We start from the raw sequence: 24,803 nt of genomic DNA, 5'->3' as shown, positions 1-24,803 counted from the left end.
CAGCTCTGGATACTTGTGTTGATGTTGAGGGTGACTGACCTGATGCACGCCAGGTTCCTCATCATCGGACGTCGTAATGGGCAGTGCCGCCATAGCCCAGAGAGCGACCATTCCGATCGCAAGGAAAAGTGCAACTGACGCAACCGCAAGGACGAGGAGCAACTTGATAACCTGCAAGCCAAATCGCCGATACTCGCAAGGTACTGAAACCAATATGCGAGACTGCAGCACTTTCGTTTCGAGTCGTTGCATCATTCGACCAGCACCAACCGCAGTGCGAATGAGAAACCTGCCGAGACCGGTCCGGCCGGAATTGGCAGAAGCTGGAGTCGACATTTGATTACCTCCCTTACCCATCACCGCGCTTGCGGCCAAACCACTATCGTTAATTTGGATCCAAGCTTTAGCTTACTCCTCTGTCGCTGAATTCCATGACCGTTGATCACTTGGACAAACTGGATTATCGCCGGTGGTGCTCATTGGATAGGGAACATTGCCTCCACTGAAAAGCGCCATTGACGCAATATCGGTTCGCTTGGTAAACCACTTGTGCAATCGCTGGTTTTTCCGGCATCCCAGGTAGCCATAACCTTTGAGGCTACGTCACGCATGTGATGGTTACCCCGAAATGCGATTCGCGTTCGGCAGCTCGCATGGTCACCGTTCCCCGGTGATGAACGCTCTTTAATCCCCCAGGTTCACTGAACCTGCGTCTTCGTTGCACCCTACTCACATCCATTCCAGTGCTGGGAACTCTCCCACACGGGTGGCGTTCCTCCGCACCCTCTGGAGGATCTCATCATGCTGCGTTTCACAGGCACTGAACTTCACGCCGTGTTAGCCGAGGCCGGTATCAATGGTTGCAGACTGATACTGGTCAAGGACCACGGTGTTTACCTCATGTCCGAGATCGGCGAAAGCAAACCGGACGGTGGCGGCCGCAAACGCGTGGCCTATGCCACTGGCTGCAACCCCAACGTCGACGACTTCGACACCTGGTGGAATCGGGCCCACGAAGAATTCGGCGGCGATGATTTTGCCGAGTACTTCGACATCGATGATCCTGTCCTCGCCAGCCTTCGCGGCACTGCAGGATCGTTGGTGGTAGAGGCCACCTCCACCCACCTGTACCTCGCCGCCGAGGTTGATCCCGCAGGCAAATCTTGAACGCAGAGGCGAGTTCCACGCGGACCCAGGGCGGCACCTTAACCGGGCCTCTCTGGGCGCCCTTCGCATCATTCTTCAGTCGGTTGAAGATCACCGTTTGTCAGGAACACAAGGTCGGATGTCTTCGCTGGAACACCCTGGATAGAGAGCTCCATTGGAGGCACGGCCGGAAATTGACCTCACGTCCAAACGCGGTTTAATACATGGACACCCTGCTCAATGTCTTGTTCGGATTGAGCCAATCCATGCACAAACCTCACATGAGGTGGCGCGGGATCAGTTACGCGGAGGTCCCAATGTCCAGGATGAAGCACTTTTCCGATGCGGTGGTACTGAGCCCAGGCGTTTGGCAGCAGTTCATTGAACCTGCCACAGGGGAGGAACCGATTGGACAGTCAGGCCTGCGCCTGGCAGACCTGCTCAACAGCGTGCTGACTTCAGCACCGCGTGCTTCACACTGCCCCATCGAGCTGCAACTCGACCGCTTGCAGCACAACGGCACTTCAGTATCTGCTCACCTGCCGCAGTTTCAGCTGGCTCGCATCACGCCACACAGGGGCCCGGCTTTTCTGCTCATCCGGCTACCCGGTGAGATCGTAGTAGATATCGCAGCCCTCTAACCCTGTAGCACCGCTACTGCCTGACTACCCCACCGGGAACCCTTCCCGGCTGGGCAGCGTTCCCCCTACACGCCAGGAGAACGCCATGTCAGATGTCTATCTGGATGTCACCAACAAGATCGTCAGCGCCTTGAGCCAAGGCGTGATTCCCTGGATCAAACCCTGGACCACCACCGGTTCCAGTGCTGACTCCCCTTTTCCCATCAACGCCATCACCCGGCGGCCCTACGCCGGGATCAACATTCCACTGCTGTGGGCCGAGGCGCGCCTGCGAGGTTTCACCCAGGATCGCTGGCTGACCTTCAACCAGGCACGCAAAGCTGGTGGCCATGTACGCAAGGGGGAGCAATCCACCCTCGCGGTGCTGTACAAACCGATGAGCAAGGAGGCGCACGACGAGGACGGTCAGGTCGTTCGCGATGACCAGGGCAATATCAAGATGGTGCAATTCGCCCTCTTGCGCACGCACTGCCTGTTCAACATCGAGCAGACCGAAGGTCTGCCTGACGAGGAGCCAGGCCTCACTGAACACACCGAGCCGCTCGCATTTATCGACCATGCCCCAGCCGAGCAGTTGCTGCTAGCCAGTGGCGCACAGATCGAACATTGCTACGGCGACAGCGCATTCTATCAACCCCTGCGTGATCGCATCCAGCTGCCAACCAAGGCCCAGTTCGAAGACGTCGGCAGCTACTATGCGACGGCCCTGCATGAGCTGACTCACTGGTCGGGTCATCGATCGCGCCTGAACCGCGATGGCATCACCGGCGGGCACGCGTTTGGCTCCGCAGCCTATGCCTTCGAGGAACTGGTTGCAGAGATGGGGGCAGCGTTTCTCTGCGCGCTGACCGCCACCCAGGGAGAGTTACGCCACGAGGAGTACCTGGCCTCCTGGCTGAAGATCCTCAAGGAAGACAAGCGTGCGATCTTCCGCGCCAGTGGCCAGGCCCGTGAGGCCTCGGAGTTCCTGCTGGCACTGCAGGCCGAGCGCACCACAGAAGCGCCGGAGCGACTCACGGCGTAATTTCCATCAACTAGCAAAAAGGCCCCGATTTGGGGCCTTTGTTTTTCGGCAGCGCCGTGTATCGGCCGTTGCAAATGCGCAGTCGATTACTGCAGCCAGCTCTCGACGGTATCCGAGCCGTGTTCCTGCTTCCACTGCTTGAGGATCTTGTGATTGCCACCCTTGGTTTCCACGACCTCGCCGCTGTGCGGGTTCTTGTAGCGCTTGACCTCGCGTGGCTTGCGCTGAGCGCCACTCGACGCGCTTGCGGCGCTCACGCTTACGCCTTTGGACGGATCCAGAATGGTGATCACCTGACGCAGGCTCATGCCGTATTCTTCCAGCAAAGCCTTCAGCTTCTGTTCAAACTCAATTTCCTGCTTCAGGCCAGAATCGTTTTTCATCGCATCCAGCTGTTGAAGTTGCGCGGCCAGTTGCGCTTCCAGTGCTTTAAATTCGGCAAGTTTGGACATGAGAAATCTTTCCTAGGTATGAGACACGTGAAGGCATACTAACTGAGACACACTCAATATCCGAGTACTAATTCCCAATCTAAGAGTCACTTCAAGCTTATCAATTGCAAAACTCTGTGACAGATCAGTCAGCCAAGTTCTGGCAGAGATGCGCCACCACTTCGCGAGGCGCCGCGCTGTTGCCAACCTTGAACAAGATGTCGCGCTGGCTGCGCGGCAACTTTTTCGCACAGCGCTTGGCAGCAGACCGAATGGCAGCATCAGTGCCATGAATCCGGTCCGCCAGCAGCACGATCAATACAGCATCACTCAGCGTCATCAGCGCCACAGCTCAGAAAAATGATGCTGGGCAGTCTACCCCCACTCTAAAGTGGTCGGCCACGCCGATCGGCCGGCTAACCCGACGCGCCAGACTTCGGATTATCGCACTCGCGAAAAAGGCCAAGGCGGTAAAGGGTAATGGTGTCAATGGAAGGGGGCGCAAGGGTAAGAGGCTTATCCGAAAAGGCAAAAGGACCTTTTGAACGCAAGACAGGTACTGCGATGAAACGCTGGTGGTTCAAACCGCAAAAAGGCCTTCCCGAAGAGTCCACCCCCGCCGCCGTGGGCTTTCATCAACCACTGTCGGCGGAATCACTGCTCGCTGCCAGCCATCGAAAAAAGCTGCTTGCTCGCATCTGGCAGTACACGGCCCTCTCCCCGCCACAGTTCGAACAACTCTACCTCGAACCGATTCGTCGCTACGCCACCTATGTACAGCAACTACCGGCCAGTGAGAGCCATCACCATGCCTACCCAGGTGGCATGCTCGACCACGGCTTGGAGCTGGTGGCATGCAGCCTGAAGTTGCGCCAGTCCTACCTGCTCCCCGGTGGTGCCGCTCCGGAAGACCAGGCTGCGCAGGCTGATGCCTGGAGCGCCGCCATTGCCTATGGCGCCCTGCTCCATGACGTGGGTAAAATCGCCGTCGATCTCCAGGTGGAGTACCAGAATGGTGACCGCTGGCACCCCTGGCACGGCCCTTTGAATCAGCCCTACCGCTTCCGCTACGTCCCCGACCGGGATTACCAACTGCACGGTGCCGCCGCTGGGCTGCTGTATACGCAGATCTTGACGCCCACGCTGCTTGACTGGCTCAGCAGCTACCCAGAATTGTGGAGACAATTGCTGTCCTTGCTGGCCGACCACTACGAGCAGGCCGGCACACTCGGGGAGTTGGTGCTGCAAGCAGACCGGGTATCCACGGCACAGAACATTGGGGCCAACCCCACCAAAGCACTGCAGGCACCTAAACATTCGCTGCAGCATCACCTGCTCATGGGGCTACGCCACCTGGTCAAAAACGAGTTCAAGCTCAACCAGCCCGGTGCTGCCGGCTGGCTCACTGTTGACCACCTGTGGTTGGTCAGCAAAACCGCGACCGACAGGCTGCGTGCCTACCTGTTGGCCCAATCGGTGGACGGTATTCCCTCCTCCAACATCGCCATGTTCGATGAACTGCAATCACATGGATTGGTGGATGAGACAGATAAAGGGAAAGCGGTGTGGAGCGCCGCCGTCACAGACGGGGACTGGCAGCATCGCTTTACCTTTCTCCGCCTGAAACCGAGCCTGATTTGGGCCGATGAACCTCGGCCAGACTGCTTCAACGGAACGATTGAGTCGATGATGGGCGATTCCCTGCCACCTCATGAAGCCCGCGAGTCAGCCCCAGATCGGCCGCACGTAGCCCCGAAACCAAAACAGCACGACCCCGAGCTTTTGAATCAGGATTTCGACTACCTCGACGATTTGATGGAAATGTTGCAAGTGCCAGGCGAGCTCGAAACTGGATCAAGCACGGGAAGCCTGCAATCAACCGCTGCGCCACCTCAGAATTCCGTGGGCCTTGCCTTTCTCGAGTGGCTGCGCGACGGAATCCACACACATCGCTTACTGGTCAACGACAGCAAAGCAAAGGTCCACACCGTGGATGGCACTTTTTTCCTGGTCACTCCGGGCATTTTCCAGCGTTACGCAGCCGAGCATCTAGAGCAGCCTGACGGCGCGGCTCAGAAAGAACCTTGGCGACGTATTCAACGCGAATTTGAAAAGCTGGATGCTCATCTGAGAAAGCCCAATAGCCAGAACATTTGGACTTGCACTGTACGAGGCCCGCGGAAAACCACATCCCTTAATGGCTACATCCTGCAAAATGTCAATCTCGTTGGTCTGACGCCACCTCCAGACAACCCCTTCCTAAAGTTACAGTTTTGAAGATTGAGAGCGTGGCTAGGGCAAACCTACTCTATGACGAGGAAATCCTAAAGGTCACCACGCTTCATCGGCTTGGATCCGCTAAGGCTACTCCCTCAAGCTCTCGGTTTGACCGGGGTTATTTGGCACCGCCGCATTGCCCTGAACTGTCATTTTAACTCCGGTGCGGGGGTTCCCCTCCAAATGAATCATGTTCAACAGGTGCCGGTCGGTGATGCTCGAAAACTTCTGAGCCATGTGCCGGGCCAGCGAATCACTGGCAGTGGTCAAGATCAAGTTCATATCCGGCATCGAGGTGGCCACCAGCCGGAAAATGTCCAGCATTGCCACGCGATTCAGGTCATCCAAATGCGCGATTGGCTCATCGAGGAAGAAGCTTCCCCCGGTATTCCGAGCCCTGGCTAGGTATAGCGACAATGCCAGATCCTGGCGCTGGCCTTGGCTAAGCTTCCCTTCTGCGTCCAATGCAGGCTCATGGCCCTCGGCGAAGACTGTCCATTTCAATGCGTCTTCGCCTTCTGAAACGCCCAGCCCCTTGTAGACCTCGTTGGCATGCATCCTGGAAAACAGCTCAGCTGCAGGACTCAACAGGGGCTTCAGGCTAGAGGCAGTGAAGTCCTTTACATGCAAGGCATACTGCTCAATCGCCAGGTCTGCATCAGCAATATAGCCTGTGCCGATTCTGAGCTTGCTGGTCAATTGAACCAGTTCCTGCTCCAGCTTTTTCAACTTCGCCGAGTCGGCATCAACGCTCACCACAGCTTTGCATTGATCAAGCATGCTGGTGTATGTCGTTGCATCAATTCCTCGCTGACCCAGCTGCTGACGCATGATGTCGTAGGACTCTACTGACACGGGTTGATCACCAAAAAGCTCACGCCAATGGGAATCGAAGCTGCTGGAGATCTCTACCGCCGCAGCGATGTTCGCGTTGAGACCAGCGATCTCGCCTGCCTTGGACTGAACGGCCTGTAAAAGTCCTTGTACAGCCAGAACGAGGCGAGCTCTCGCCGGCTCGTATTGGTCGAATTGATCCTGAAAATGTTTCTTGTAGCTTCCCAAGCTTGCGACGGCGCTCGATACCCGTGTTGCCGCACCGCTCGCCGGAGTAATGGCGAAAAACTTCTCTACTTCGGAAAGCTTTTCAAAAATTCCGCTGATTTGAATTGCAGAGGTTACCCTGCGATTCATATTAGCAAGGCCGTCCATGTTCATTCCGGAGAAGTCTTGAACATTCATCGTTTCGAAGTACGTACTCCTGATTGCAAACGACTGCAGCTCTTGATACACGGAATTAGATCGAGCCAAATAAGTTTCATACGCCGATTTCTGCGACGTAGCTAACTCCAGGGCTTTAATGGCGTCCTGCTCATCTTTACGAGCCAACGTCAGTGCACTTGAGGCAGCTTCAAGAGCCGGTGCAAGCACTTCCATATTCGAGGATATTTCTTCCCGAAGCCTAGCAGTGGTGGGCCAATTATAATTACAGAGCGGACAGTGAGGGTCATCATGAGCATGAGCGAACTCACTGCCCATAACCTTTAACTTACCCAAAACGTTAGTATATGCGTCAAAGTCTGCTTCTGCTCGAATGCGTATATTCTTTGCCGCATCAGCCAGGCGTGCCTTTTCGTCGAAGTCGATAGCAGGCGCTACAGGATTCGCCTTCAGGTCACTTTTCTGACGCTCAAGCTCCATAATTTTTTGGAAGTTAGCGGACAGAAGAGCAATTGCCTTTTTCCACTCCGTTTGCCGATCAGAACTCCATCCCAGCTCTACAAAACCCGCCGCCTCAAGTTCCGCTTGGCTTCGGTCAATCTGCTCAAAATACCCTCCCACACCCTGAGCGCTAGTAGCTGTTTGCCACCCATGGAAGGTTAGCAGGCTGTCATCAGCCCATTTTAATGACCGCTGAGCGTCAGACACTTTCTGTTGGGCGTCGGACAATTCTGATGCTCGAACACTGTGATCTTCGCTCGCCTTTTTCTGCTCCTGCGTCAGGGCATCAACTGACTGACGAAGAGTTTCAATTTGCTGCAAAGAACCGTGGTACGGCGTCCACTGCTGATACACGGTGTTCAGCACTGCCATTTCTCGCTGTTGCTTCTGGCTGAACGAGTTAACACGCAGCTGAGCTGCCTCTAGCCGCTCAGGAATGGTTCCCTCGACTGCTGGTGGAAACGCCGTAAAAATAGCTTCAAGGTTGTCTAGCGCGGCCTCCTTGGCCGGAGAACTAAGGGCCAAGGAGGCTTTGAGCGTTTCAATTTCAGCCTTCACGCCCGAAACTTTGTCCGCTAGCCCTTTCGTATTGGGAAGTGCCTTCCTGTAATCGCGCAGATCTCGCAAGGTACTGGTGAGATGACCAAAACCAAGTATGTCAGCGAAGATTTGCTGACGCTCGTCGGCCTTATTATTATCAATCAACAATGCTAGCGAGTTCGAGTAAAGCCACCGACTATTGCGCAACCATCCACGCTTGGCCTTTCGCAATGCGATGGTACTTTTCCCCGAAACCGACGTAGGCGTGAGCATCCCCAGAAGAAACTCATCGTTAATTTTTTTCTTTTTCTCGCCGTCGGGGGTTATCCACAGGGAGGTATTGGTTCGGGTAAGTACGTGAAGCTTTCCGTCAATCAAACAGTTTGCCGAGACTGTAGTAGCACCCTTACCCCATTGACATTCCAGTGCTGCCCCGTTCAGATCATCGACCTTACCGGTAACCAACCACTCCAAGGCATAACAAATGGTGCTTTTACCTGTGCCGTTGGCCGCATGGATGACGGTTAAAGGTGCATCCAACGGCACCACCAACTCATCCGGAATGCCCCGAAAATTCTGGATGGTAACGGCAAGGAATTTGATGGGCAGGTTATTCATTGAGATTCCATTCTTTACCATGAATTTGGGCAAGCTCTTGACTGTCCACCTCCGCCAGTAACTCTACAAGCTGAAGATAGTCGGTATTCTCGGAAGAAAAGACTACCGCACCCCCTTGATCTTCAATACGCTCCAGGCCTAACGGAGTGATTCGCTCATAGCGTTCCCAACCTTCATCACCCCGGGTAACAACATGCTTTCTGACAAATCTGATATCTCTCTCGATATCAAGGATGAACGCCTTGAACTGATCATTCACCTCGGTAGCGGCGATCACCAGGTAGCCGTCAATAACGAGACCTGAGCGCTCGCGCTGGACAATCGCGGCATCCAAGAACGTCTCTGCAATCTTGGCCTGGCGCATCGCATCGACACCGGTCTCAGTGGTGATGTTGACCAATAAAATAGAGGCGAAGGACGACTCCCAATACCCGAGTTCATTCCCTATCGCACCATCCTGCCAGTTCTGATTACTGCCCGATAAGTACTGCTGAGTGGAGGCTCTGGAGAAGCCGGCATCCTCAGCTCGACGCCCTATGATTTCAGTCAATTCATTGAGCATCTAACTTCCCCTTCCGAACAAAAATATCTTGCATGAACTGATTGGGTGAAGGAGCTGACGGGTCGTCATACACCGATTCAATGTCGCCCAAACTGAACATATAAACGTTTCTTGCAATCGCGGGTTCAGTGATTGATCCCTTGGGGGCAGGCGGACTGGTGTAATCGTAACGCCCATCGCTGGGCTTTTTGTCCGCGACGTTCCCCCTACCCTGCGCGAAGACGATGAGGCTCGGATGCACAATCGGCTGTCGAGCCCAGTCGAACAGGTCACCTTCCATTTGTCTGACGGGATAGTTCCTGTTTGCCCAAGCCATAAGGTTGACCTCGCCATGCACAGGGTCGTCATGCCGGATATGTCCCTGCAGGTCGGGCGAGCAGACCCATTGGCTGGCGGGTGGTACATTGAGATAGCTCAGTGCCTGGACGGTTCTCATAACGCTTTCACCAGATGCGCAGAGCGCCTCCAGTGGAAAATCCTCCCCCGCTTTGACACCAAACCAAGTTCTGTAGGTGAAACCCGAGTAGTCAGGCAGGCCTGCGCCTTGCACCAACGTATCGAGCAGATCCAGCTCTGCTTTCACTGCAGGCAGGTAGCCTGGGTATGGGGGATACCGATTGAAGAGCTCATGAAATTCAAGCGACATCGGATGCATATCGTCTGTAACTATCCCCGCAACCAAGCGATGCGCCTTTACTGCAGCCAGGGTCACATCTGCATTCCAGTCGAGAGTGAATGTAAGAGCACCACTGGTGCTCCGACGCATAACACGTCCAGAGGGGTTAACGGTTGCAGGGGTTGGTCGGGTCGCGAACTCGACGTCGATCGCTGGAAAGATGCCAGTGGCACTGTACAGCTCTGTAGGACACGCTTCGACACGGTTACTGTTGGCAATCGCCGTGGCAATTGTCGAGTGTATGCGCTGGCCATAGTGATCTGAGGCCGAGGTCAATACTTTTTCGAGGCTGGTGACGCTAATGGATGCGAGGACAAGATTAGGCCGCTTCGAACTGTCCTCATTTTGGCTAGCCATTATCCGACGCAACTGAGACCTGGCATTGGATATCGGGTTCGTAAAATCGTTACCCAAGGTCGGCCAGACGACAACGTCGTCAAATGCTAGACGGAGCGACACTTTACCGTGCCCGTACTCAGCCAGGCCTGTCTCGTTTTCCACGAGCACATAGCAGTTGAAAATACCCTGTGTAGGATCTTTGACCCAACACCAACCGGCCCTGTAGTTCTGGAGCGGAGCCGGATCCCACTCTGGATCAATCCAAATCATGTCATCTGAATTTTTCCAGGCAGCAAGCTGAGCCCCAGTCACGCCACCGCAACCTACGAATACCACCGCTTGGCTATCGTATGTTTCGACAAGCTGGTGAAGTTCTGCCCAGTCGCCCGGATCTGCCGCCTCGGCTCCGCCGGTAAAAATCACGGGAAGCGAGCCAAAGTTATTGAACAGCGTGCCTGCCTTGGGCAAGAGCATGGTTCGCATGAAAGGCAGAAGCTCTACGCCTTGCAACAGCCCCAGATTGAAACGCTGATTGCGACCCAGCTTTAACTTGATGTATTCAGTCCGGATTCCGGAAATGAGCTCCTCGTCCTCCTGACTCACCATCAGATTCCGTGATTGGAGGAACGCTTTCAGCTCACCAACGACCTGTGCCGAATCGGACTCAAGCTTGAAATAGGTCGACTTGATGCGAGGATAGGCGCCTACCAACCGTGAAAGGTCATCTTTCTTGTGCAGGGTGGTTTGCAGGTTGTCGATCCTGGCCCAGACCAAATCACACAGCTGCTCCTGTGTCAGATCTTTCAGGTCAGGATGCTTTCTAAGGGTGGCGGATCCTTTGCGAGCGGCTAGCGCCTTCTCTTCGAATTCTGCTCTAAGGTCTACGAAACGTTGCCTGCCGCTCCCTTGCAGGAATTCGAAAAGCTTACCAGCTGCCCGATCAGATACTGCAACGTAATAGCGAAATGGCTCACCTGGAGCGGAGGCGATGCCAGGCTTAATGGTCGCATAAAGGAAGAATTTGCAAATTTCCTGAATGACCATGGGAAGAGAGACGATGCCGTTGTAGCGCTTGCACTGAATGACGCCAACCGGACGGCCATCCTCGAGCAGGATGACATCGCGCCCCTGATCGGCCCCGTCATTTAGGCGGCGGGCAGTGTCATACCAGTCCTCTGAACCATCGTCTGCTCGTGCAGCGTAGAGGTCTGCCAGGAGAAGCTCAAAATGGGCGTCCCCCATTCGCTCGAAAGGCAGCTGGCCGCAGTCAAACGCGAAGAGTTCAGGGGTACTTGGGTTTTCTTCCCGCAGCTTGCGGTCCTCTTCATCGCTATGAAATTGCACATCAATAGTCGTCAAACTCTTGCTCCTAGGAATGACTCGACCACACGGAAGCAGATGCCGGAGAGACGTAGCGATGCTTTCGCAAGCAACTCATTAGCGAATGGTAAGCCCGTTTCCTATAGGGCTAGGGCTGGCTAATCGCTTCTCCACGAAATCCTGCGGCGCAGGTATGCTTAAAGCGTGACCTCCTGCGATAGCGCAACCGGGCACATCTCACTGATAGCAAAAAAACATCATTTTAAAGGGACCACCTGTTCGCTGCCAACCACTAAAGTCCATGCGATCTGCGGAAAGCCACTAAGCACCACGCCTTCGCCAGCGTTATGTGCAAGAGGATGGCAAGTACGTATGGCGCCGCCTACAACATCCCTGGCTAGCTAATGATCAACCAAGCGCGATTTTCGGGCGGGCGTTCAACGGCTGCCAAGTAGGCAGCGTGACTTCAAGTAGGCCTATGCCGACTCGGCTCATAGGAAGATTGTGCCGCCCCCCGCTGTATGAGTTCAGCAGGACAACTGCACAGTAGACCTATGGGGGCCCATTAAGAGCAGAAGCAAATGGACCTCAGATAGCAACAGCACTACGCGTGAATTGGAATACTGCTCCCAACCTACGGATCTCATGAGCCCAGTAGCCTGAAACGTGCGGCTAAATCCACTGGATAAAGAAGACCGAGGACTAAATTTTCGCAAAAAACCAGCGCCCCTTATGTGGTCGGTTTTGCGATTTTTTGAAAGGACTGCATGATCGCACCCCCCCCCCTCCTGCACCTGATTCCAAAGCTTAGCCCTTGATGTTCGCCGGCTCATTTCCCCGGGAAGGGAAATGCACGGCGCAGCAGGTTCTTAACCGTTGGGCAGAAAATTCCGAGGAAGCCCAATGAAAGCCAGCGCCCAAAGTATGGGCTAGGGTATGGGCTAAAACCGATCAGACACAAAAAAGCCCTGAATAATCAGGGCTTTAATGAGGAATAATGGCGGAAGCGTAGGGATTCGAACTATCAAGTCGCTCCCCCGCTGTCGGCTAGAGGCCATTCTGCATGAGTAGGTGCGAGTGCCTAATTTTCTGCCGACTCAGAATCTTCGAAAAAGGGGCAACTGAAATTCGGTGGGGCAAAAAGTGGGGCAAAATTGCTAACCACAAAAAACGAACAGCCATAAAAAAATCCAGTCACCGCTAAGTGACTGGATTTTCTGGAGTATTTTGGTCGGGACGGAGTGATTCGAACATTCGACCCCTTGCACCCCATGCAAGGGGCGGTCCCTGAGAATAGAGTTCGACGCATTTTTCGATCAGCTGGTACAACGAGTCCGAAGGCTGCACACCAAAGCGCTGTCGAGCTGCACGGCCGACAGTCCAGCCAGCTTCAGCTTGTGCAAAGCAGGCATCAGGCTTTCCCGGGCGACCAATTTAATAGATAGAGCGGCCCGCGAAGGACGGACGCAGCTAAATCTCACGAGGCCCTTGGCGCACTGCCCAGGCAACCAATCATCCAGGCAACCTCCTAGTGAGTCGGGTCTGACGTACACTAAAAGCCGCCGACGACCATCCTGATCCGTGTCAGAAATCGCCATTCTCGATCGCGTATCCAGCTGGGGTATCGAGGGTATTTTTGGGGGTACATTTCTTCTTTTTCCACCCGCAAAACCCGCGCTAGAGCCCTATCCAAATGTTCTTCGGCGACCCGGACAGTCTTTAGGGGCTTCGCGCATTGCTTGTTAGCTGATCATTTCTGCTTTTTCCTAGCCTCGAAGAGCCATTTACTTCCTGCTAATTGCTACATTTGGGGCATATTTGAGGGCATGCTTTGGATGGTTTGAAAAGGATACCCCCAACCGAAGACGCTCAGCGCTTTCGGTAATATGCCGACCGCGGTGTTCCTCTTGGTGCCGAAGACTGTATTCGCAGTGATTTTTCGCTTTCCAGAGTGCTCCCGAGAGTAAGACCGCCGCTTAAGCTCACCATCTTCGAAAACCGGGCTGCGCCAACAGACGTTGCGCGGAGGAATATCGGCACTGACCAACGGCCAGTGATTACCGAGCCATAGCACGCTGCTTTCATGACAGGATCCATGCTTCCCTTTCCCTAGCCCCGCATTGGCATAGGTCAGCTCGCTGCAGAGCTTCTCGTGTAGCAAAGGATATCCATTTACCACTTGAACGGGTCCGAGAATCATACGGGCTGCCTTGGGTCAATCAGACGAAAGTTGGCGCGCACTACGCTAGAGAACTTGACGTCTCTAGCACGTAGAGTGCGACACTGAAGGCAAAGTGCCACCCAGGTAAATGGATACTTACCTTGCCCTTGCTCCCTTTCCCCCTCCTGCCGCGAGCGACTGCCAGCCCGGTTCGTTTCGTCCTGTTCGATGGTGACCCCGGCTCAGTGCCTGATTGCATTGCTGCGATGAGGCGCGCGACCTACTTCGTCGCACCCATATGCAAATCTGTCAGCAACCGGATTGAACCGGGTCAAAGCAGCATACGTATCGAAATGAATTCGCAAGTCGCCGAGGGCGACGATCAACCTTAAGTACACGGGAAGAAAGATGTTTTCTTCAGTCATTGCATCGCTACATCGCGCAAGCTTCTGGTCCCAGTCCCCCAAAGCCGAAACCTTCGATGTGCTTGTACTGGCGACCATGAGTGCCGGCAAGACAGCTGTCATTAATGCGCTGATCGGCGAGGAACTGCTGCATTCAGCCAACGAAGCTACCACCGCGTGCATGACCAGCGTCGAGCACCAGCAGGGGCTTCGCCACTTCGCCGGCGCCTGCTACTCCTACTCAGATCAGGAACTGGGACGCCTGCCGAAAGCCTGCTCGGTGAATCGCCCCTGGTTTCGTAGACACCTCCAAGCCTCATAATGAGGCCCAAATAGGAGGTGCCATGAGTCGTCAGCGTTACCCCGAAGAATTCAAGATCGAAGCGGTCAAGCAAGTGACCGAGAAAGCCACGGCGAAACCGCGCCCGGCCTCGCCAGCACGGGCGGCCTCGATGGCGGCGTTGAGTGCCAGCAGGTTGGTCTGCTGGGAAATGCCCTTGATCACGTCGAGGATCTTGCCGATCTCGTCGGTGCTGGCGTTGAGCGTCTCGATCTGCTCGCACGACTCGCTGATCTTCTGCGAAAGCGCGGTCATGGCGTTGATCGCATCGTCCACCACCTGACGCCCGTCGTTGGCCTGCTCGCTGGCGCCGCTGGCGTGTTGCGAGGCGTCGGCGGCATTGCGGGCGATTTCCTGGGTGGCTGCGCCCAACTGGTTGATCGCCGCGGCGACGCTGTTGGTGCGCATGCTCTGCTCCTCGGAGCCGATGATCGAAGCATTGGAGGCGTGAACCACCTTCTCCGACAGGTCATGCACCAGGCGGGTGGCCGAGGACACCTCGCTGATCGAGGCGTGGATGCGCTCGACGAAGCGGTTGAACGACGTGGCCAGCTCGCCGAACTCGTCCTTGTGCTGCACCGCCAGGCGGCGGGTCAGGTCGCCTTCGCCTTCGGCGATGTCCTGCATGGCGCGGCCCATGGTGGTCAGCGGGCGCATCAGCACCGGGATGAGCAGGCCCAGCAGGCCGGCGATGGCAGCCACGGCGATGAGCATGGCGATGATCGCCGAAGTACGGAACTGGCTCAGTGCGGCGTAGGCTTTGTCTTTGTCGATGGACAGACCGATATACCACTGCGCCGAAGGCAGGCCTTCGACCGGAGCAAAGGAGATGATCCGATCCTGGCCGTTGAGGGTGACGTCCTGCATGCCTGGCTCGACCTTCAAGGCGGCATCGGGGTAGATGTCCTTGAGGTTCTTCATCAACTGGTCCTTGTCGGGGCTGACGATGACCTGGCCGTTGCGATCGGCGAGGAAGGCGTGGCCGATGCCGCCGAAGTCTACCGAATTGATGATCTTCACCAAGGTATCTAGGGTCAGGTCGCCACCGACCACCCCAAGCAGGGCGCCGTCGGCGCGGCTTTTGACGGGCGAGGCAATGGTGACCATCAGGCCACCGACAGCGCCTTGGTAGGGAGCTGTGATCACCGTATGGCCGGCACTGGTTGCCGCGTTGTACCAAGGCCGTTGGCGCGGGTCGTAGCCATCGGGCATCTGCGTGTCGGGACGCTGGGTGAACACGCCAGTGGCATGGCCCAGGTAGGTGAAGAGGAAGTTACTGGTGTAGGACGGTTGCTCGATCAACCCGGCCAAGTTCTCGCCGGCGCCCTGCTGGGCGATGTCCTGGGCCAGGTTTTCCAGTACCAGGATGCGTCCGGACATCCAGTTCTGCACGCTGCTGGCGGTCAGGGCGCCCGCCTGTTGCACGGACGACTCGATGTTCTGGCGGATGATGTTGCGCTGCAGGTAGTCGTTGTAGAGGGTAAACAAGGCAAACGCCAATACCACGATGCCACAGGCACTGAGCAGAATCTTGTGGCGGAATTTCAGGTTCATGTTCAGAGACCTTGGTGATTTTTCTTTTTTTGAAGGTTGCACGCTCACCCCGCCGTCGCGGGGTTCTACCCATTCGCTATCGGCTGCCCACGCTCGGTTCTTGAGTACCCCTTAGCGGTTTTCCGACCTGCGGCACGCAACGCCTTCGCGCGCCCTCATGCCTGGCAGATTTCAAAGGCTCACCTGCATCTGTAGGGGTACGCCTCCTACAAACGCCCCAAAAAACCCTTTGACCCATGCAGATCGCAAGGTGCCGCCCGACGTTTTGCCCACCGATAATGGACCCACAACAACAAAGGGGCTCACCCCCGCAGAGGCACGAAGACAATGTACAAAGACCACATAGTCAAAACGCGTGCGACCGATAACGTCGCGTTCATGGGAACGATCGCTGTCGTCATCTTCGTCGTCGCGCTCTTCTCTGGCGTAGGTGAAGGCAGCCTGGCCCGGCTCATGGGGCCGATCGTGCTCGACCTGCAAGCCCCCTTGCTGCGCAATATCGCCGTGGCGGCCACCCTCTCGACCACGCTGGTCCTGAACCTGTTCATCCTCGGACGCTTCCCGTTGCGGGCGCAGATCATCACGGTCTGGTGTGAACTGCTGGTGCTGTTCTTGCTGTTCTTCGACACCTTCAACCTGTCTTACAGCTTCATCGCCAGCAAGGTCGGCTACATGATCACCCAAGGGGTGTTCACCACCGTCTATGTTTCCACTCTGTCTATTGCCATCGCGTTCGTCCTGGCCCTGCTGGGCGCCACGGCGCGGTTGTCCACCAACGGCTTCGCCATCGCCATCGCCAGCTTCTACACGTCGTTCTTCCGCGGCGTGCCGCTGTTGATCCAGATCTACCTGATCTACCTGGGCATTCCACAGCTCGGCTACGTGGTCGGCGCAGTGCCTGCCGGGGTACTGGCGCTGTCGCTGTGCTACGGCGCCTACATGACTGAAATCTTCCGCGCCGGTATCAGCAGCATCCCGAGGGGCCAGTGGGAAGCTTCGCGGGCAATCGGTCTGACGCCCTGGCAGACCATGAGCCGGGTGATCCTGCCGCAGTCGATGCGCTTGATCATTCCGCCGACCGGCAACCAGTTCATCTCGATGCTCAAGGACAGCTCGCTGGTCTCGGTGATCGGCGTCTGGGAGCTGATGTTCCTGGCTCGCACCCAGGGACGCGCCGAGTTCCGCCACCTGGAAATGCTCATCACCGCCGCCGTGCTCTATTGGCTGCTGTCGATTGTCCTGGAGACCGTCCAGGCCCGCCTCGAAAAACGCTTCGACCGCGCCCACCGCTGAACAAGGAGCATCACGATGAATCAAGCCTTCGCCTGCGCGGCGCCACACGCTGCAGTCTCGATCCGTGACCTGCAAAAATGGTACGGCGACTTCCATGTGCTCAAGGGCATCGATCTGGAGATCGCCAGCGGAGAAATCGTGGTCGTCTGCGGCCCTTCAGGGTCAGGCAAATCCACATTGATCCGCTGCCTCAACCTGCTCGAGGACTTTCAGAAAGGCCAGGTGCTCATCGCCGGCGCCCCGTTGACCCGCAGCGCCGACAGCGTAGCCGGGATCCGCCGCCAGGTGGGCATGGTGTTCCAGCAGTTCAACCTGTTCCCGCACCTGACCGTGCTGGAAAACCTGATGCTCGGCCCACGGCTGGTGAGCAAGCTCAGCGAGGCCCAGGCACGCGCACTGGCCTACGAGTACCTCGATCGAGTACGTATCAAGAGCCAGGCCGACAAGTTCCCCGGCCAGTTGTCAGGTGGCCAACAGCAGCGTGTCGCCATCGCCCGCGCCCTGTGCATGCGCCCGCGCATCATGCTGTTCGACGAGCCCACTTCGGCGCTGGACCCGGAAATGGTCAAGGAAGTGCTCGACGTCATGGGCGAGCTGGCCCAGGACGGCATCACGATGCTGTGCGTGACCCATGAGATGGGGTTCGCCCGCAAGGTCGCCGACCGGATCATCTTCATGGACCAAGGCCGCATCATCGAGCAGGCCAAACCCAACGACTTCTTCGACAACCCCCAGCATGCGCGGGCCCGGGAGTTCCTCTCGCAAATCCTCAGCCACTGAAACCACACCTTGCTACCGCACGCATTCGACACCCACTACCGTGTAACCGGAGACGTACCGATGACCTCAGTTGCTCGTATCTTCGCTGCCGCCGCCGTCGCCAGCGCCTTGTCGATCACCACCTGCGCCGCCTGGGCAGGCGCGACCCTGGACCGAATCCAGCAAAGCAAGGTCCTGAAAGTGGCCACCGCCGCGAACTGGCCGCCCCAGTCATTCCTGGGCGAGGACAACACCTTGAAAGGTTTCGACATCGATGTGGCCAACGAGATCGGCCGCCGCATCGGCAGCAAGGTGACGTTCGTCACGCCGGAGTACGGCATCATCACCGCCGGGCACTGGTCCAGCCGCTGGGACCTGTCGGTCGGCTCCATGACGCCGACCACCGAACGTGGCCGGGTGCTCGACTTCCCTGCCATCTACTACTACACCCCATACGTCTTCGCCGTGCACAAAGACGCCGCCGGTACCCAAGTCGCCGACCTCAACGGCAAGACCATCGGTGTCGAAGCGGGCACCACCTCCGAGGATTACATCAATCGTCGGCTGAAGATCGACGCCGCAGACGTGCCGCCGTTCAGCTACAGCCTCGAGCCCGGCGACGTGCAGACCTATGGCGATAGCATGGGCCCGCTCGACGACCTACGCATGGGCAACGGCACGCGCCTGGATGCCACGCTGTCCGCCCTGCCCACGGTGATGGGGGCCATCAAGCACGGGTATCCGATCGTGCCGGTGGAGGGCAAGCCCGCCTACTACGAGCCCCTGGCCATCGCCGTGGACAAAGGTGACGAAGCCTTCAATGCCCAACTGGCCAAGATCATCGCCGACATGAAGTCGGACGGCACACTCAAGCAACTCTCCGAGAAGTGGTACGGCACCGACCTTACCCGCGTCCAGTAACCCCTGACTGCCCGGCCCACGCCCTTCATCACGAAGGGCGCACGGCCCGCCTGCGCCTCGAAAAAAGGATGACCGACTCGATGTCCAGCTACACCAACAACTATTACACCGCCACCATGCGCCCTGCCCCTTCGCGCCCGACACTGGCGGGCAAGGCGCAGGCAGATGTGTGCATCATCGGTGGCGGCCTGGCGGGCCTGAGCACGGCCTGGGAGCTGCTTGCCCGAGGGCGCTCGGTGGTGCTGCTGGAGGCAGCCCGCGTGGCCTGGGGCGCCTCCGGTCGCAACGGCGGCTTCGTACTGCAGGGCTGGTCCGAAGGCCTGTCGGCCATCGAACGACGCTGCGGTACCCACACGGCCGGAATGTTGTTCCGCCTCTCGCTCGAAGGCGTCGACATCGTGCGAGCGATGATCGCTCAACATGGGCTACCCGGTTGCGCGCCCACCACGGGCAAGCTTAGCGTGGTGCGCTATGACGACGGCGACAACCTCCAACGCCAGCGCGATCGTCTGGCGCGCGAGTTCGGTTTTGAAATGGAGTACCTCGACACTCGGGCGATCCGCGACAAACTCAACACTGACCGGTACTTCCAGGGGCTGCGCGACAGCCACGGCTTTCATTTCCATCCCCTGAACTACTGCCTGGGCCTGGCCGAGCTGATCGAACTCAAAGGTGGCAGGATCCATGAGCAGTCGCCGATGGTTCGGGTCGAAAGCCGCGCCGGGCGCCATCAGGTGATCACCGCACAGGGCAGCGTCGAATGCGCTGAGGTGGTGTACTGCTGCGGCGGCTATGGCGGCCCAGAGTTCGGCCCGCTGCGTCGCGCCTTCCTGCCGATTGCCACCTACGTGGTGCTGACCGAACGCCTGGGCGAGCGCCTCGCGGACGTGGTTCGTACCACCGATGCAGTCGGCGACAACCGCCGCGCCTCGGACTACTACCGCATCGTCGATGGCGACCGCCTGCTCTGGGGCGGACACATCACCACGCGCAACTTGCAGGATGAAAAGCGTCTGGGGCAACTGCTGACCCAGGACATCCTCGCTGTCTACCCACAACTGCGCGGCCTGAAGATCGAAAAGGCCTGGTCGGGCCTGATGGGCTACGCCCGCCACAAGATGCCGCATATCGGCCCGTTGGGCGCGGGGCGGTGGTCTTGTGCATCGTTTGGGGGCCATGGTATGAACACCGCACCTGTCGGGGCGCGCGTGGTGGCCGAGGCCATCTGCGGCGAAACGGACCGCTACCGCCTATTCGATGCCTATGGCCTGGAATGGAACGGCGGCCCCTTTGGCCCTGCGGCGGCACAGACGGTCTATGCCGGCCTCAAGCTGATGGACAAGTTCCAGGAGGCGCGGTCGCAACGGCGGGCCATCAAGTACTGACCACCTGATCAAGGCCCACGTCCATGGATGCGCAAAACCCCGGTTCACTGTTCAGCCTGACCGAAAAAGACCGGCAACTGCTCGCGCTGCTGCAAGCCAACGCGCGCGAGCCCACCGCCTCGCTGGCACGCAAGCTCGGCGTCTCGCGTTCGGCAGTGCAAGAGCGCATCGCTCGCCTGGAAAAAGCCGGTGTGATCACCGGCTACAGCGTGCGCATCGACCAGGACAAGCTGCAGCAAACCATCAACTGCTTCACCATGACCTCCTGCACCAACAAGAGCTACACCGATGTGATGACCTCCTTGCGCAAGATGGAGGCGGTCCAGGCGGTGTATGCCGTATCGGGCGAAACAGACTTCATCATTCACCTGGCCACCCACACTTTGGGCGAGCTCAACGCCGAGCTCACCCGCATCAACATGATCAAGGGCGTGGCGCACACCGCCTCGCATATCGTCATGGAAACCAAGTTCAGCCGGCGGTTGATGCTGTAGTCATCGGTTGCGCTCATCCATGTCCAGAGCACTGTATGGCCGGTTTCCTGCGGATCTGTCACTAACGCCCGGGATGGGCCTGCACTAGCATCGGTCACTCCGTCGGAGTGCAGCGCATGAATGAATTCCCCTGCGATATCGATTTCTCGGGCCTGACACCTCGCAGGCTGGAAGTGAACGACCACGCGATGATCTGTGACCACCGAGAACGGATGTTCCTGGAGGCCGGGGGCGATCCTTCGCAACTGCGTGTGATGACCGAACACTTTCGGCCCTGGCTGCTGCCGCGCCTGACCGATGGGCGCTACTACGGGTTCGCCTTGATGGACGGAGCAGTCAACGCGGCGGCGATCGGTCTGATGAGCATCGACTGGCCGCCCCACCCTTCCCATCCGAACCAGGATCAGCGCGGTTATGTGCTCAATGTGTTCGTCGAACCGGCCTACCGGCGGCGGGGGTTGGCGTCGGCCTTGATGCGACTGGCCGAGGCTGAGTTCCTCGCGCGTGGGGTTGGCTTTGGGGTACTGCACGCAACGGAAGTTGGCCGGCCGGTATATGAGGCACAGGGATGGAAGGCCACTGCCGAGATGGCCAAGTCACTGTGTTAAATAGTTGTGCTTTTGGTTTGGATGGTTGGACCTCAACAACTAATATCATAACGCCACTACTTGTTGGGCTCGGGCAATAAAAAACCCCCTACTCCATTAAGAGAGGGGGTTCTGATTACACCCAATCGAGGTGTAATCCATACATCCAAAATTACTGCTGTTGTGGCAGCTTGTCGATCGGGCCGCAACCACCGATAACTTTGGAAATGGAAACCGATGGGTGGAACAGGTAGTCGTACGAGCAGTTCTTTGGCTGGTTGTAGACTTGGCCGGTGCAGCCGGAGAGCAGGGCCACGCCCGAAATGACAGCAACAGCGGCAGTGGCTTTGATCAGCTTTTTCATTACTAAATCCTTTAATTTATAATTCACCATCGCACTGATGGCGGCGCGATATTAACCACTTTGTCAAAAAAAATAAACGCCGTTTTCATGGTGCCATAACAAGAGTCGGCAACTTCCTGAGCGCACATAACGCACAGTTATCCAATTGGATTGTTTTTAACTAGCGAGCCATGCAAACAGCAACGCAAGCAACATCCGATTAAAACAAATGTTCGAACGTTACTTGCACGTTGCAACCAGCGCCTAGTTATATTCAGGTAGCGCTTGAAGTCCACTTCACAGCAGGCGTCGAATGTCCTCGACGACCTGACGATTCACCCAGACGCCTTGGGCCAACGAGCGCTTGCGAGCATTGAAGCGCCGCTGGGAAGGCAAGCGTGCCCCCTGGCCGGTGATGGCGGCGAACAGATGCTCTGCCCGCTGCAACCCGGCTTCGAGGTCGTCGCCGAGAAACGCCTTGGGGTCAAACGCCAGCAACAGTTCGCCATGGCACGGCGTGGCACCGGCGCCGCCATCGAAGGCCATGGACTCAAGGCTGGTCATGTCGCCAATCAGTGCGCCTGCCAGCAGCTCGATCATGGCTGCCAGGGCCGATCCCTTGTGTCCACCGAAGGTCTGCATCGCGCCGGCCAGCGCAGCGCTGGCGTCGTTGGTCGGCTGGCCCTCGCTGTCCAGCGCCCAGCCATCGGGGATCGGCTTGCCCTCCCGCGCATGCAGCTCGATATCCCCCCGGGCGATGGCACTGGTGGCGAAGTCGAAGACGAACGGCTCGCCAGCCGGGCGCGGCCAGGCGAACGCCAACGGGTTGGTGCCGAACACGCCCCGCTTGCCTCCTGCCGGCGCTACCCAACTGTGGCTCGGGGTCATCGCCATGCCGACCAGGCCATGGGCGGCGATGGCCTCCACCTCCGGCCACAATGCAGAAAAGTGGAAGCAGTTGCGAATCACCAGGGCAGCAATGCCCTGCCGACGGGCCTTTTCCACCAGCACGGGAAGGCCGGTCTGGAAGGCCAGCAACGAGTAGCCCTGGTGGGCATCGACCTTGACGATCGAAGGCCCGACGTCATGCAGCGTCGGCAGCACCGCCGGATCGACCTTGCCAGATCGCAGCGAACGCACGCACACCAGCACCCGGTACAGGCCATGGGAATGGCACTCGTCGCGTTGACCTTGGGTGATCACTTCGGCGATGGCCTGGGCGTGGGCAGTGGACATGCCGTTGGCCAACAGCGCGCTGACGGCCAGTGCATGGACCTCTTCGAGCGTCATGTGGACCCTGTCATTCATTTGCGATTACTCCCTGAATGCGACCGCGGCAGCCCTAGGCTGCCGCGGTGCGTGCGTGAAAATGCCAGGCGTGGCGGAGTCGACCTGCGACTCAGCGTGCGTGGGCGGTGGTGAATCCTTTGGCGCTTGGCTGGACGTTCGGTTGTTCTTCCTCTTCATCGGCATCCAGACGCAACAGGTGTGCCGGCACGCCGGTGCGTGCGCCCCAGTAGTAGATGCCCAGGGAGCACAGGCCAACGACGACATTGTCCAGCGGATGGGCGAGCACGCCGATGCCACCGAAACTGCCGAGTTTGGAGAACACGATGATCATCGCGTAGAAGCCCACCAGCCACAGCGACGAATGCACTTGCTGCTTGAGCGACAGGTGTTCGGTGGGCACGAAACGGCCGGCCAACAGATAGACGACGAACATCAGGATCTGCAGGCTCAGCAGCCAGGACACCGTGCTCCAGCCCGACCAGTAGACGATCAACGAAGCGATGATGAACGACACCGGCCCCAGCACGCTCATGGCCTTGACGCGGAATGGGCGCTCCAGGTCGGGTGCGCTGCGGCGCAAGGCGGCGACCGAGACCGGAGCGACCGCGTAGCTCAGCACCAGGGCTGCCGATACCACGTTGATCAGCGCCTCCCAGGAAGGGAACGGCAGGGTCCAGAAGATCGACAGGCCGAAGGTAAGCCACAACGCCGGGCGCGGGATGCCGGATTTCTCGTCGATGCGGGTGAACACCTTGAAGAAGGTGCCGGTCCGCGCCCAGCCGTAGATGACCCGTGGCGTGGCGTTCATGTAGATGTTGCCGCAGCCGCTCGGCGAGATCACCGCGTCGGCGACCACCAGGTAAGCCAGCCAACCCACGCCCAAGGCGACGGCGATGTCGCGGTAAGGCAGCGAGAACTCCTTGTTGATCAGGCCCCAGCCATTAGCCAGCATCTCGGTCGGCACACTGCCCAGGAACGCCACTTGCAGCAGCACATAGATGGCGGTGGACAACAGCACCGAGAGGATCAGCGCGATAGGAATGGTTCGTTGCGGATTACGCACTTCGCTGGCCACCGAGATGATTGGCGTCAGCCCCAGGTACGCGAAGATGATGCCACCGCCGGAGACCGCCATTTCGATGCCGGACATGCCGAACGGCGCGAAGCCCTGAACCTCGAGGTTTTCCGGGCGGAAGAAGCTGTAGAGCACGACGATGACCAGCAGCGGCACGATGAACTTGAACGTGCTGATCAGGTTGTTGGCCTTGGCGAAGGTCTTGACGCTGCGGTAGTTGACCACGAAGAACAGGCACAAAAGGGCGAATTGCACCAGCCAGCCGGCCAGGGTCGCGTCATTGGTACCCGGATGGGTCAGTTGTGGAAACCAGGCCGCGGCGTACTGACGCGAGGCGACGACTTCGATCGCCACCAGGCTCGAGAACGCGATGATGGTGATGAAACCCATCAGATAGCCCAGCAAGGGCCCGTGGGAAAAGACCGGGTAGCGCACCACGCCACCGGCGCGCGGCAAGGCGGCGCCCAGTTCGCAGTAGACGATGCCCAGCAGCAGCACGGCGAAGCCGCCGATCAACCAGGAGATGATGCCTGCCGGGCCTGCGATGGCCGACACATGGCTGGCGGCGAACAGCCAACCGGAGCCGAAAATGGCCCCCAGACCGATGAACGTCAAGTCCATCAGCGACAGTTGTTTCTTGAATTTACCTTGGCCTGACATAGCTAAGCCCTTTTTTGTGGATTATTGAAATAGGCAGAAACTGTGTTGCAGATCAGTGTGCTTGGGCGGTGAAGTTGCAGCCTCTCGATTCGAGAATGCGCGCTCACCGGGTGTCCGGTGCGTGGCGCTCTGTTTTTAAGCGATGGGTGAACAAACCCCGTCCCAGAGAGGCGGGTGGTCTATGGCCGCCTGTGGATCGAAGGGTCCGACGAGGTGCCTGGCACGCTCTGTCTTTTTTAGGTTG

At 57.8% G+C, this 24,803-nt stretch carries 19 protein-coding genes and 2 pseudogenes; 11 read left to right on the top strand and 10 right to left on the bottom strand.

Translation table 11 applies throughout. From position 1 onward, the window contains the following. The first annotated feature begins 801 nt into the window (after positions 1-801). From R6G97_RS05185 to R6G97_RS05175, 3 genes are all read left to right on the top strand, one after another. Positions 802-1,167 (top strand): DUF3085 domain-containing protein, encoded by a 366-nt coding sequence (locus tag R6G97_RS05185; RefSeq protein WP_012052674.1) that lies wholly within the window; start codon positions 802-804, stop codon positions 1,165-1,167. A gap of 203 nt (positions 1,168-1,370) precedes the next feature. Then, positions 1,371-1,787, top strand: coding sequence for a hypothetical protein (locus R6G97_RS05180; RefSeq protein WP_012052675.1), 417 nt, complete (start codon positions 1,371-1,373; stop codon positions 1,785-1,787). Positions 1,788-1,872: 85 nt separating this feature from the next. Beyond that, positions 1,873-2,811, top strand: coding sequence for an ArdC family protein (locus R6G97_RS05175; protein WP_012052676.1), 939 nt, complete (start codon positions 1,873-1,875; stop codon positions 2,809-2,811). A gap of 86 nt (positions 2,812-2,897) precedes the next feature. Here the strand turns inward: R6G97_RS05175 and R6G97_RS05170 are convergent, their stop codons facing one another. Then, positions 2,898-3,263 carry a histone-like nucleoid-structuring protein, MvaT/MvaU family gene (locus R6G97_RS05170; protein WP_004575622.1) on the bottom strand — a complete coding sequence of 122 codons (366 nt, stop codon included), beginning with the start codon at positions 3,261-3,263 and terminating at the stop codon, positions 2,898-2,900. Between the two features lie 124 nt (positions 3,264-3,387). Beyond that, positions 3,388-3,582: a DUF7740 domain-containing protein gene (locus R6G97_RS05165; RefSeq protein ID WP_024086914.1), complete on the bottom strand. Its 195-nt coding sequence runs from the start codon at positions 3,580-3,582 to the stop codon at positions 3,388-3,390. Between the two features lie 224 nt (positions 3,583-3,806). Between R6G97_RS05165 and mobH the strand changes: the two genes are divergently transcribed. After that, positions 3,807-5,519, top strand: a complete 1,713-nt coding sequence (gene mobH, locus R6G97_RS05160) for a MobH family relaxase (RefSeq protein WP_014861265.1) — start codon at positions 3,807-3,809, stop codon at positions 5,517-5,519. 87 nt (positions 5,520-5,606) lie between these two features. On the opposite strand, the gene R6G97_RS05155 is transcribed toward mobH, so the two are convergent. From R6G97_RS05155 to R6G97_RS05145, 3 genes are read right to left on the bottom strand one after another with little or no spacing between them, the layout of a single operon-like run. Then, positions 5,607-8,396, bottom strand: coding sequence for an AAA family ATPase (locus R6G97_RS05155; protein ID WP_012052679.1), 2,790 nt, complete (start codon positions 8,394-8,396; stop codon positions 5,607-5,609). Next, positions 8,389-8,958: a hypothetical protein gene (locus tag R6G97_RS05150; RefSeq protein ID WP_012052680.1), complete on the bottom strand. Its 570-nt coding sequence runs from the start codon at positions 8,956-8,958 to the stop codon at positions 8,389-8,391. The genes R6G97_RS05155 and R6G97_RS05150 overlap by 8 nt, the downstream gene beginning before the upstream one ends. Continuing rightward, the gene (locus R6G97_RS05145; protein WP_014861263.1) at positions 8,948-11,332 is read right to left on the bottom strand and encodes an ABC-three component system protein; all 2,385 of its coding nucleotides are present in this window, start codon (positions 11,330-11,332) and stop codon (positions 8,948-8,950) included. Before R6G97_RS05145 ends, R6G97_RS05150 begins: the two co-directional genes overlap by 11 nt. Before the next feature lie 2,530 nt (positions 11,333-13,862). Between R6G97_RS05145 and R6G97_RS05140 the strand changes: the two genes are divergently transcribed. Beyond that, positions 13,863-14,180: a dynamin family protein gene (locus R6G97_RS05140; RefSeq protein WP_317847872.1), complete on the top strand. Its 318-nt coding sequence runs from the start codon at positions 13,863-13,865 to the stop codon at positions 14,178-14,180. A gap of 87 nt (positions 14,181-14,267) precedes the next feature. Here R6G97_RS05140 and R6G97_RS24890 read toward each other — a convergent pair. Both R6G97_RS24890 and R6G97_RS05135 read right to left on the bottom strand, forming a co-directional pair. Continuing rightward, positions 14,268-14,345 (bottom strand): annotated as a pseudogene (locus tag R6G97_RS24890) (methyl-accepting chemotaxis protein); the annotation flags it as partial. Continuing rightward, positions 14,328-15,752: pseudogene (locus R6G97_RS05135) on the bottom strand (methyl-accepting chemotaxis protein); the annotation flags it as partial. The pseudogenes R6G97_RS24890 and R6G97_RS05135, both read right to left, overlap by 18 nt. A gap of 327 nt (positions 15,753-16,079) precedes the next feature. On the opposite strand from R6G97_RS05135, the gene R6G97_RS05130 reads away from it, so the two are divergent. The 6 genes from R6G97_RS05130 to R6G97_RS05105 all read left to right on the top strand — a co-directional run bounded on the left by R6G97_RS05130 (position 16,080) and on the right by R6G97_RS05105 (position 21,212). After that, positions 16,080-17,045 (top strand): amino acid ABC transporter permease, encoded by a 966-nt coding sequence (locus R6G97_RS05130; RefSeq protein WP_070574336.1) that lies wholly within the window; start codon positions 16,080-16,082, stop codon positions 17,043-17,045. 15 nt (positions 17,046-17,060) lie between these two features. Further along, a complete protein-coding gene (locus R6G97_RS05125) occupies positions 17,061-17,825 on the top strand; it encodes an amino acid ABC transporter ATP-binding protein (protein WP_043214733.1) in 765 nt (254 codons plus the stop codon). A gap of 60 nt (positions 17,826-17,885) precedes the next feature. Beyond that, on the top strand, positions 17,886-18,725 hold the full coding sequence (locus R6G97_RS05120) for an ABC transporter substrate-binding protein (protein ID WP_090346151.1): 840 nt from the start codon (positions 17,886-17,888) through the stop codon (positions 18,723-18,725). Positions 18,726-18,805: 80 nt separating this feature from the next. Beyond that, positions 18,806-20,110 (top strand): NAD(P)/FAD-dependent oxidoreductase, encoded by a 1,305-nt coding sequence (locus R6G97_RS05115; protein ID WP_317847871.1) that lies wholly within the window; start codon positions 18,806-18,808, stop codon positions 20,108-20,110. Positions 20,111-20,133: 23 nt separating this feature from the next. Continuing rightward, a complete protein-coding gene (locus tag R6G97_RS05110) occupies positions 20,134-20,604 on the top strand; it encodes an Lrp/AsnC family transcriptional regulator (RefSeq protein ID WP_317847870.1) in 471 nt (156 codons plus the stop codon). A gap of 116 nt (positions 20,605-20,720) precedes the next feature. Next, the gene (locus R6G97_RS05105) at positions 20,721-21,212 is read left to right on the top strand and encodes a GNAT family N-acetyltransferase (RefSeq protein WP_043214726.1); all 492 of its coding nucleotides are present in this window, start codon (positions 20,721-20,723) and stop codon (positions 21,210-21,212) included. A 151-nt stretch (positions 21,213-21,363) separates the two neighbouring features. On the opposite strand, the gene R6G97_RS05100 is transcribed toward R6G97_RS05105, so the two are convergent. The 3 genes from R6G97_RS05100 to R6G97_RS05090 all read right to left on the bottom strand — a co-directional run bounded on the left by R6G97_RS05100 (position 21,364) and on the right by R6G97_RS05090 (position 24,559). Continuing rightward, positions 21,364-21,555, bottom strand: a complete 192-nt coding sequence (locus tag R6G97_RS05100) for a YhfL family protein (RefSeq protein ID WP_043214725.1) — start codon at positions 21,553-21,555, stop codon at positions 21,364-21,366. Between the two features lie 276 nt (positions 21,556-21,831). Next, complete coding sequence (locus tag R6G97_RS05095) at positions 21,832-22,842, bottom strand: Ldh family oxidoreductase (protein ID WP_102082641.1); 1,011 nt, start codon at positions 22,840-22,842, stop codon at positions 21,832-21,834. A gap of 91 nt (positions 22,843-22,933) precedes the next feature. Then, positions 22,934-24,559, bottom strand: a complete 1,626-nt coding sequence (locus tag R6G97_RS05090) for an APC family permease (protein ID WP_043214720.1) — start codon at positions 24,557-24,559, stop codon at positions 22,934-22,936. Positions 24,560-24,803: the final 244 nt, after the last annotated feature.

Origin of the sequence: Pseudomonas sp. HTZ2 (assembly GCF_033173945.1) — a bacterium.
GTDB lineage: Bacteria > Pseudomonadota > Gammaproteobacteria > Pseudomonadales > Pseudomonadaceae > Aquipseudomonas > Aquipseudomonas guariconensis.
The sequence above is the reverse complement of the archived record's forward strand: the minus strand, read 5'-3'. Positions and strand labels throughout refer to the sequence as shown.